Below are 10474 nucleotides of genomic sequence, written 5' to 3'. Positions count from 1 at the left end.
CGGCGTGCGGCGGCACCGACCCCGAGCCGGTCGCCGAAGTGCGTCAGCGGGCGCCCCGCGAGGCGCTGGACGTGCTGGCCCGGGCCGTGACGGCCGACGACTACGCCCACGTCGCAGAAGGGTTGCCCGGGGTGCAAAGAGCGGCCTGCGGGCTGCGTTGGACCGGCAGCTGGTATGAGGCCGACGTCGCGATCGACGCGCTCGGCACGGAGACACCGACGGAGGCGCTGTTCACCGCCGCTCGCGAGCGGCTGCAGCGCTATCGGCGGATCGGGCACGACGTCTTCGTCAGCCCGGCCGACCTGGTCACCCTCGACCTGGCGCTGTGCGTCCGGGTGGCACCGGACTACGACACCGACCACGTGCGCGGCGCGGTCCTCGACCTTCTTGCAGCCCGCACCGGGGCACGCGGCCCGGCGTTCTTCGCACCCGACCGACAGACCTTCGGGACACCGGTCCGGATCAGCGCCGTCGTCGCGGCGGTCCAGGCCGTCCCCGGCGTCGCGGGCGTCAGGGTGACCCGGCTGCGCCGACAGTTCGGGCCGTACGACGACCGGGCGCTCGCCGACGGCCTCCTGGAGCTGGGCGACCTCGAGGTGGCCCGGCTCGACAACGACCCGTCGCGGCCCGACCACGGGCTGGTCGCGCTCGTGATCGGAGGCGGACGATGACCTGTTCGACGAGCGCCTGCGGAACCTGTCCGGGCGGGTGCCCCGGCGAGTGCTGTCGAGGTGTCCGGGCGGTGACTCCCCACTCCTTGTACCAGCGGCCGGGACTACCCACACTCGGCTACCGGATCGGCACCCACCAGGACTTCCTCACGTCGATGCGAGCGCGGCTGGCCGCCTACCCGGAACTGCAGCAACTCACGGCACGCACGACCGACGATCCGTCGATCGCGCTGCTCGACTGCTGGGCGGTGGTGGCCGACATCGTCACCTTCTACGCTGAGCGCGCCCGGGACGAGGCATCCCTGGGCACCGCCGTCAACCCCGAGTCGCTGGTGCGCCTGGGCCGGCTCGTGGGCTACCGACCCCGGCCGTCGCTGGGTGCGTCCGGTCACCTGGCCTTCACGATGGACCCGGGCTCGGTCGGCACCATCCCGGCGGGGACGTCGGCCAAGAGCGTTCCCGGGCCCGGTGAGCTGCCGCAGACGTTCGAGGTCTCCGAGACGCTGGACGCGCGCGCGGACTGGAACCAGCTGGAGGTGCGTCGAACTCGGCCGTTCCCGATCCAGGCGGGTACCCTGACCGGGTTCACCGAGCTCACGTTCGACGGCTCCTCGCTCAACCTCAAGGCCGGCGACCTGCTGGTCTTCGACCTCGGCGACATCGAGCAGCCGCGGGTGCGTGAGATCGCCTCGGTCGCGCCGGACTTCCAGGCCGACCGGACGCTGGTGCGCCTGGTCCCCGATCCCGGGACCCCGGTGGGCCTCGAGCTGGCCCTGGGCCTGGTGAAGGCGGCGGTCGCCGACGCCGGCAAGACCGCCGCCAGCGCCTTCGAGCAGGAGCTCGGCGTCGCCCTCACCGCCGCAGGCCAGGATCTGGACGAGCCGACCACCCAGATGACCGCGCTCGCGACCCTGCACCGGCTGGTCGCCGAGTCCCGGGCGTTCGCGGACGCAGGACGACTCAGCAAGGACGAGTCGCGTTGGGTGTCAGTGGTCCTCGCCTCGCTGGAGGAGGCCGTGAGCGACGCAGCCCCGCTGGTCGCGGCATCCACCCGGGCGCAGTCGCCCGAGCTCGCCTACCTCGAACGGCTGGCGATCGCCCTCACCTGCCCGTCGGACGGCGAGGCGGAGCGACGTGACCGTGCGGACACACTCAACTGCGCTCGCGCCACTCCCCTGCTCGCCACCGCCGCGGCCCTACAGGCGCTGCGCCGACCGCCGTCCCGACCGCCCAAGCTCGCCTCTGACCTCGCCCAGGCCTCCGCAGAGTCACTGGACCCGGGGTCCAGCTCGCTGGTGACACTGCTGGCCGGAGCAGATCCGCGGCTGGCGGGAACACTGGCCCAGGCCATCGGGCAGCAGGCCGTCACCGCACCGCCCCTGACCGCGCACGTGATCGCGCTGCGCACCAAGGCCGGCCCCGTACCCGACGAATTCCGCTCCGACACCCAGCTGAGCATCGACGGCACGCCGGACAACCTCGTCCCCGGCGGCTGGCTGGTCTCGCGCGAGCGCGGCACCAGCGGCGAAGGCGCAACCGACCCAGCTTCGACGCACGAGTTCGTGACCCGCATCGCGTCGGCACAACACTACGTGCGCATCGTCACCATCGCCGAAGGCACGTCGGCGCGGGTGCCCACGACCGCCGTCACCACGACCGGTCCCTTCCTCGCGACCGGCCGTGACGTCGACCTCGACGACGTCACGGTCTGGTTCGGCGACCAGCCGCTGAGCCTCTCCGACGAACCGATCCCCGACCCGGTCAGGGGCGGCGAGATCGCGCTCGCCCAGAGCTACCCCGGCCTGATGCCCGGGCGGCGGCTCGTGGTGACCGGCGAGCGCAGGGACATCCCCGGCGTGACCGGGATCGTGGCCAGCGAGCTGACGATGGTCGGTGCCGTGGAGCAGCGGATCGACCTGACCCTGCCCGGCGACGTGACGCGCCCGGTGCTGGTCCTGGCCACGCCGTTGGCCTACGAGTACGTCCGGGACACCGTGGTCATCCAGGGCAACGTGGCCGCCGCGACCCAGGGCGAGACCCGGTCGGAGGTGCTCGGCAGCGGCTCGGCCACGCAAGCAGGGCAGTCGTTCTCACTGAAACAGCCCACGGACGACACACCCCTGACGTTCCTTCCGGCCGTATCGCCCGAGGGGTTCGCCACCACCTTGACCGTGCGCGTCGACCAGGTCCGCTGGCACCCCACCGAGATCCTCGCGGACTCTGGTCCGCGGGACCACAGCTATGCCGAGGAGGCCGGATCGGGTCCGGCCGTGTCGGTGCGCTTCGGTGACGGTGTCCACGGCTCACGTCTCCCCAACGGTGTCGAGAACGTCACCGCCTCCTACCGGGTCGGCGCCGGGCGAGCTGGCAACGTCGGCCCCGGCCGGGTCCAGCAGCTCACGTCCCGGCCGCTCGGCGTTGCCGCAGTCAGCAACCCGCTGCCGATGACCGGTGGCGCGCCCGGCGACACGCCCGCCGACAACCGAGACGTCATACCCCTGCGAACGCTGGCGCTCGACCGTCTGGTGTCGGTGGCCGACTACGCCGACTTCGCGGCCGCACACGCCGGCATCGCGCAGGCCGCTGCGGCACGGCTGTATGACGGTCGTCGGGAAGTCGTGCACGTGACCATCGCGACACTGGACGACGCGGCGCTCGATCCCGGCGACCTGCTGTTCACCGCACTCGAAGGCACCCTGACGGCATACGGTGACCCCCACCTGCCGGTGCGCCTCGACATCCGCGAGGAGCTGTGGCTGGTCCTCTCGGCGGGCCTCAAGGTCGACCCGGACCACCTGTATGACGACGTGGCCACCCACGTACGGGCAAGGCTGCTCGACGTGGCCGGCTTCCGAGCCGCGCGGCTGGCGGAGCCGGTGTACCTGAGCCGGCTGGTGGCAGCCGCGCAGCAGACCCCCGGCGTCGACTACATCGACGTCGACGTGTTCGGGGCCCTGCCCTCTGTGGCCGACCCGGTGCAGCTGCTGTCCGCGGTGACCGCCCTCGCCGGGGTGGCCGACATGGTGCCCGCCCGGCGGGCGCGACGGGTCCATGAGGAGTACGTCGTCGGCCAGGACCCGACCGGCGCCGACGACACCCTCACCACGATCGCGCTGCGGCACGGCCGCACCGTCGACGAGTTGATCGCGCTCAACCCGCAGCTGCGGTCCTCGACCCTCACCCACGGACAGTCGCTCACCGTGGCCGACGGGCTGCGCCCCGCGCAGCTGGCCTGCTTCAACACCGACGTCCCGCAGACCCTCATCCTCAGGAGGATCCCGTGACCAGCCTCTTCGAGCTGTTGCCTCGCCTGCACCAGCAGCGCGACCAGGACGCCGGGCACGTGCTGCGGGCCCTGCTCGCGGTGCTGGAGGAGCAGCGGGACCTGTTGTCGGACTCTGTCGACCAGCTCTACGACGACTGGTTCATCGAGACGTGCCAGGAGTGGCTGGCGCCGTATCTCGGCGAGCTGGTCGGTTACCGGGTGCTGCACGGCTACGAGGAGGCGCTGGGATCCGGCCAGGACGACGCCGGCGCGGTGCTGCGGGCGATCGCGCCACGTCGCGACGTCGCAGACACGGTGGCCAACCGGCGGCGCAAGGGCACGCTGGCGATCCTGGAGGACCTGGCGGCGGACGTGGCCGGGCTCCCGACTCGTGCCGTCGAGCTGCGCCAACTCCTCGCTTTCGACCAACCGGTGCGGCTTTTCGGCACCGAGCCGGTTGAGCTGCGGTCTCGGCTGCGGCGCGGCCGGCTGGTCGACGTCCGAGGCGTGGATGCGCTCGACCGGGTGGACGGGCCGTTCGACGAGCTGGCACACCTCGTCGACGTCCGCCGGATCGATTCGTTCCATACCAGCGGCAGGTCCGGCATCGAGGAGGTCGCGCTGTTCGGGTGGCGGCTGGGGTCGTACTCGATCACGCGCGCGCCGGCATACTGCGAAGACCGCGACCGAAGCCGCTTCACGTTCAGCATCCTCGGCAACGACACCCCGCTCGCGGTGGCGCCGGTGCGCGAGCCGTCGCCGACCCACGTGGCCGACGAGACCAACGTGCCGGCGTTCATCCGGCGGCTCGCGTTCGAGAGCGCGCTGCTCGACTACTACGGACCGGGCAAGAGCCTGTGCCTGTTCACCGGTGAGCACCAGGACGAGCCGGTGCCTGCGTCACGGATCGTCGCGGCCGATCTGTCCGGCTGGGGCTATACCCCGGCCCGCGGGACGGTGGCGGTCGACCCTGTGCTCGGCCGGTTCGCGTTCCCACCACGCGACGCGCCCGACGAGGGGGTGTGGGCGAGCTACCGCTACGCGTTCCCTGCCGACATCGGGGGCGGAGAGTACCCCCGTGGCGTGTCGACCGGCCGGATCTATCGTTGCGGACCGGGCCAACCCGATGAGACCATCACGGCCGCGCTGGCCCGCTGGCAGAGCGACAAGACACGGTCGGCAGGGTCGCCGCCCACCCGCGAGGCGACCATCGAACTGGTCGGGTCGGGCGCGTTCACCGAACAGCTCCGGGTCGACGTCGAGCCGGGCGACCGACTGACGCTGCGGGCGGCAGCCGGCAGCCGGCCGGTGGTTCGGCTGCTCGACTGGTACGCCAACCGGCCGGACAGGTTCTCGATCATCGGCGCGCCCGACGTCGACGGAGAGCCCCGCCCGTCGGTCACCCTCGACGGCCTGATGGTCACCGGCCGCAGCCTTCGGGTGCAGGGGCCGGTCGCCACCGTCTCCCTCCGCGACTGCACACTGGTGCCAGGCTGGTCCTTGGACTCCCACTGCGCGTGCCAGCACCCCGACGAGCCGAGCATCGAGCTGGACCGCACTCCGGCGTGTCTGCAGATCGAACGGAGCATCGTCGGGACGATCCGGGCCGTCGGGGACCCAAGGCACACCGCGCCTTCCCACGTATTCGTCTCCGACTCGGTGCTCGACGCCTGTGACCGCGGGTCGTTCGCCGTGTGCGCGGAGAGTGATGATTACGCTGACCTCGTTGTCTCGCTGCGGCATACCACCGTGCTCGGGAGGGTGCGGGCTCACGCGGTCGACCTGGTCGAGGACAGCATCGTCACCGGGCCGATCGAGGTGGTCCGGCGGCAGGTGGGCTGCCTGCGGTTCTCCTGGGTGCACCCCGCTTCGCGCACCCCGGCGCGCTTCCACTGCGAGCCGGAGACCTCGGGCGATCCGGTGCGCGTCGCCCCCCGCTTCCGCAGTGAGCGTTTCGGCACGCCTGCATACGCGCAACTCGATCTGCGCTGTGCCCCCGAGATCGCCTCGGGCGCGGAGGACGGGTCGGAGATGGGCGCCTACCACAGCCTGTTCTGGCCGCAGCGCAGCGGAAACCTGGACCTGCGGCTCGAGGAATACATCCCAGCCGGAACCGACGCCGGCATCGTCTACGTCACCTGACCCCGGAGGGATCCCATGCACATCGACACCTCGCGCTCCCGCTTCGATGCGGCCAAGCACTACTCCGGCGTGCTGGCACTTCAGGGGCGAGTGCTCTTGGACCAGGACCACAATGAGCAGCTCGCCATCTGGCTGCACCAGCTGCGCACCTCGCTCGCCGACGTGATCGGCCAGGCCGGGGCGCCGCGCGACGCGGCCGGATTCGCAGTCGACCGCACCGACAAGACGGCCGACAAGCTGGCCGACCTGTCGCTGAGCGCGGGGCGCATGTACGTCGACGGGATCCTGGTCGAAAACGCTGTGGACACGACGTATTGGGGCCAGCCCGACGGCCATCTCGACCACGAGGTGGACCAGCTGCCCGACAGCGGCGCCTTCCTGGTCTACCTCCGGGTCTGGGAACGAGAAGTCACCGTCGTGGAGGATCCCGACCTGCGTGAGGTCGCCCTCGGCATCCACGGGCCGGAGACCACCGCGCGATCCAAGGTCATCTGGCAGGTCGCGGCGTATCCGTTCGGCAACGACGACCCCGGCAACGATCCCGCCGCCCGCTGGCGTGCCGACCCACCCTTCCCTCGACGCGGGCTGCTGAAGGCTCGCGCCCGGACCCCGGACGACGCCGAAACCGACGTGTGCTCGGTCTCGCCGGAGGCGAGGTTTCGGGGTCAGGAGAACCAGCACTATCGGGTCGAGGTGTTCCGCTCGGGACCGGCTGCCGCACCGGAGACCACCGCTCGAACCTCACGCCGCGGGAACCGCGACGCGTCGCTGGCGGCACCGGCCCAGTTCGTCTGGTCCCGCGACAACGGCTCCTACGTCTATCCCGTCACCGCTCTGAGGGGCGCGGAGGTGGCTGTCGGAGTCCTCGGCCGTGACAGCCGGTCAGCCCTCGACGTGGGTGACCTGGTTGAGATCGTCGACGACTCGTCGGTGGCCCTCCTCGGCCGGGACATCGAGCCGTCAGTGGTGCGAACGCTGTTCGCCGTCACCGCCGTGGACACCGTGAACCTCATGGTCACACTCGATCGCGACCCGTCGGGAGAGACCGGCAACATCGGACGCGACCAGGACCTCCACCCGCAGCTGCGGCGCTGGGACGCACCGGCCGCGGAGATCACCGAAGGTGGCTGGCTCGACCTCGAGGACGGAGTCCAGGTGCAGTTCACCGGGTCGGGCAGCGATCCCACGACGTACCGCAACGGCGACTTCTGGCTGGCGCCCGCCCGGCGGACCACCGGCGACCTGATCTGGCCCCAGGGCGACGCTGGGCCGGTGGCGTTGCCGCCTTTCGGAATCGACTACCACTACGCACCGCTTGCCTTGGTCCCGGCGTCGGCGAGAGCCAAGGTCGTGGACCTGCGCGCGCTGTTCAGCCCTCTCACTGGCTGAATCCTCCTGGTATCCCTGACACCTTCGTGGCTGTCCGTACCAATATGTAACACTATTACGTACTAACAACGGCAATGTGTTGCATATCTTGGAGTTTCGTCCTACCGTTACTTGATATGAGTGACTCCATCGCAGTTGTGGGCGCAGGTCCCGGTGGGCTGTTCGCTGCCACCCTCTTGGCGCGGCAGAGTCCCACTGCCCAGGTGACCGTCTTCGAGCGCAACCAGCGCACCGATGCGTTCGGCTTCGGGGTCGTCTTCTCCGATGCCACCCTGCGACGCATCGACGCCGTCGACCCGGTCCTGCGAGACGGACTGCGTGACTATGGCACCCATTGGGATCGCATCGACGTGTTCAACCATGGCGAGCTGCACAGCTTCTCCGGCAACGGGATGGCCGCCATCCACCGCAAGACGCTGCTGCGTCTCCTGCAGGACAACGCCGACGGCGCGGGCGTCGAGGTGCGCTACGACACCCCGGCACCCCCCGTAGCCGAGTTGGCGGCCAGCCACGACCTCGTCGTCGGCGCCGACGGCACCAATTCCTCGGTGCGGGCCTACCTCGAGGAGCGCGCTGATCTTGGCCATGAGGTCGCCGAGGCGTCGGCGAAGTTCATCTGGTTCGGCACGGAGCACCCCTTCGAAGGACTGACCTTTCTGCACCGATCCTCCGAACACGGCAACTTCGCCGTCCACGGCTACCCGATCAGCGACCAACTGTCCACCTTCATCGTCGAGACCGATTCCGACACCTGGACTCGCGCGGGTCTGGACCGGTTCGAGGTCACCCAGCCACCAGGTCCCTCCGACGCGGTGAGCGAGGCATACCTGGCCAAACTGTTTGCCGACGACATCGGTGGTCGCCCGCTGGTCACCAACAACTCCCGATGGGCCAACTTCCGCACCCGTCGCACCCGGACCTGGTTCGCCGACAATGTCGTCCTGCTCGGAGACGCCGTGCACACCGCCCACTTCTCCGTGGGCTCCGGGACGAAGATGGCCATGGAGGACGCCATCGAGTTGGCCCAACAACTGGGGTCCGTCGCCGATCAGCACGGGGCGCTGTCGGCATACCAGGAGGCCCGCAAACCGGCCGTGGCCCACATCCAGGACGCCGCCACCCCCAGTCTGGCGTGGTGGGAGCGCTTCGGGCAGTACCAGCGCGGCCTCGACCCGTTCACCTTCGCTTTCCATTTCTTCTCCCGAAGCCTCCCGGTGGACAAGATGGCCCAACGCGATCCCGATCTGGTGGCCGCCGCGCGTGAGAGATGGACCTCATCCCACGGAGGCGACGCGCTGCACACGTCCCTGGAGACGGACGGCTTCGCCACGAGCGGGCGCGTTCTCGCTCTGGCCACCGACGAGGCGGGCGTCGCCTGGCTGCTGGAGAACGACCAGCGCCTGGCACCGGTCCTCAGCACCCCGCAGGACGGCACGGTCCCGCTCGTCGCGGCGCCTGACGACGTGCACGCGCTGGGCAGCGCCGAAGCACAGCTGCCGAGCCGCGGAGCAGTTGTCATCGACGGTGGCACCGCGCTGACTCGCACCCTGTTGTCCGAACAGGCACGGTTGAGCCACGGACTGCAGGCGATCGTCGTGGAGGACCTGGCCGACCCCGCCATCGAGACGGCCGTGCTGGCCGGTCGTGTCGACGCCGTAGCGCGGCCCACGAACACCGTCGTATGACGTCCACGACCTCTCCCCCCGCAGCCACCGCCACAGGTGGTCGCGACCTGGACGCGCTCTTCGCACCGCGCGGCGTACTCGTCGTCGGCGCCTCAAACGACCCCGACAAGCTCGGTGGGGCCATGGCGGCCCGACTGGACAGCTACCCGGCACCCGTCGCCAGGGTCAACAACCGGGGCGGAGCGGGCATGCACAGCACCGTCGCCGAAGCCGCGGCGGAAGTGTGCCGGGCCGGTGGCACGCCCGACCTGGCCGTGCTCTGTGTCCCCGCGGCCGCGTGCGCCGAGGTCATCACCGACTGCGCTGTGCAGGGCGTCCGGGCTGTTTTGATCTGCGCCGGTGGCTTCGCCGAGACCGGCCCGTTCGGTGCCGCCATCCAGGAACAGGTGATGCAGGCTGCCCGAGACTGCAACGTGCGAGTCCTCGGTCCCAACACCTCCGGCTTCTTCGTTCCCCACCGCGGCCTGTGGGCCAGCTTCGTGCCCGGAGTCGAGGCACTACAGCCGGGCCGGGTCGCCGTCGTCGCGGCGAGCGGGGGTCTCAACCACGCCTTGGCTTTCGCCCTGGAGCGCCAGGACGTCGGCCTCAGCCTCGGGGTGGGCATCGGAGCTGGCATCGACGTCACCGCAGTCGACGTGCTGCTCCACCTCGCCCAGGACGAGGCCACCACCGCGGTTGCCCTTCATCTGGAGAACGTCACGGACGGACAGGCACTGCTGGCCGCCGTCCGGGAGCTCAGCAGGCGAAAACCCGTCGTGGCCCTCGTCGTCGGCCAGCACGACGTCGGCGAGTTCGCGCAATCCCACACCGGTGCCCTGGCAACCTCCTGGCGCACCACCCGAGCCGTGCTCAGACAGGCCGGCGCGGTGCTGGTTGATCGGGCCGACGACCTGGTCGTCGCCGCGACCGCCCTGTCACGGGTCAGGCTCCCGGCCGGTTCCAGTGGTGGTGTCGGCCTCGTCACTGCCCAGGCCGGCCCAGGGCTGCTGATCGCCGACGCGCTTCCGGCCGGGGGCGTCAGCCTGCCCGCGCTCAGCTCCTCCACCTCCGAACGCCTGACCACCCTCTTGCCCCCCATGACCTATCAGGCCAACCCGGTCGACACCGGGCGTCCAGGGCCGCACCACGCCGAGGTCGTCCGGGCTGTCAGCGAAGACCCTGGCATCGAGCTGGTCGCCGTCTACGGGCTGCTGGAGCCCGTCGCCGACTTCACGGTGGCCGCAGCCGCCGCCACCTGCGCGGTCATCCTCGGGGTCGACGGCCCGGACGCGCCGGTCCGTCAGGCCCGACGCTCCGCAGCTGACGCCGGCCTGCCGGTGACC

5 protein-coding genes and 1 pseudogene are annotated in these 10474 nt (G+C 70.7%); all 6 read left to right on the top strand.

What is annotated here, in order from left to right; genetic code table 11:
- Positions 1-671, top strand: a pseudogene (locus FRW57_RS11145) (hypothetical protein); the annotation flags it as partial.
- Between the two features lie 71 nt (positions 672-742).
- On the top strand, positions 743-3955 hold the full coding sequence (locus tag FRW57_RS11140; protein ID WP_162529336.1) for a putative baseplate assembly protein: 3213 nt from the start codon (positions 743-745) through the stop codon (positions 3953-3955).
- Complete coding sequence (locus FRW57_RS11135) at positions 3952-6078, top strand: hypothetical protein (protein ID WP_152186015.1); 2127 nt, start codon at positions 3952-3954, stop codon at positions 6076-6078. Before FRW57_RS11140 ends, FRW57_RS11135 begins: the two co-directional genes overlap by 4 nt.
- Before the next feature lie 15 nt (positions 6079-6093).
- Positions 6094-7467, top strand: coding sequence for a DUF6519 domain-containing protein (locus FRW57_RS11130; RefSeq protein ID WP_152186014.1), 1374 nt, complete (start codon positions 6094-6096; stop codon positions 7465-7467).
- Positions 7468-7583: 116 nt separating this feature from the next.
- Entirely contained in the window at positions 7584-9152 is a 1569-nt protein-coding gene (locus FRW57_RS11125; protein WP_152186013.1) for an FAD-dependent monooxygenase, read from the top strand.
- Positions 9149-10474 (top strand): CoA-binding protein (locus FRW57_RS11120; RefSeq protein WP_203230300.1); only part of this gene is annotated, 1326 nt, incomplete at its 3' end. The genes FRW57_RS11125 and FRW57_RS11120, both read left to right, overlap by 4 nt.

Origin of the sequence: Segeticoccus rhizosphaerae (genome assembly GCF_009192725.1) — a bacterium.
Taxonomy (GTDB): domain Bacteria; phylum Actinomycetota; class Actinomycetes; order Actinomycetales; family Dermatophilaceae; genus Segeticoccus; species Segeticoccus rhizosphaerae.
Note: the sequence above shows the minus strand (reverse complement) of the source record. Positions and strands in the feature narration are given on the sequence as shown.

Bases quoted from the DNA above. Each gene is read 5' to 3' on its own strand.
- FRW57_RS11130 (WP_152186014.1), top strand. From the start codon at position 6,094: ATGCACATCGACACCTCGCGCTCCCGCTTCGATGCGGCCAAGCACTAC.
- FRW57_RS11125 (WP_152186013.1), top strand. From the start codon at position 7,584: ATGAGTGACTCCATCGCAGTTGTGGGCGCAGGTCCCGGTGGGCTGTTC.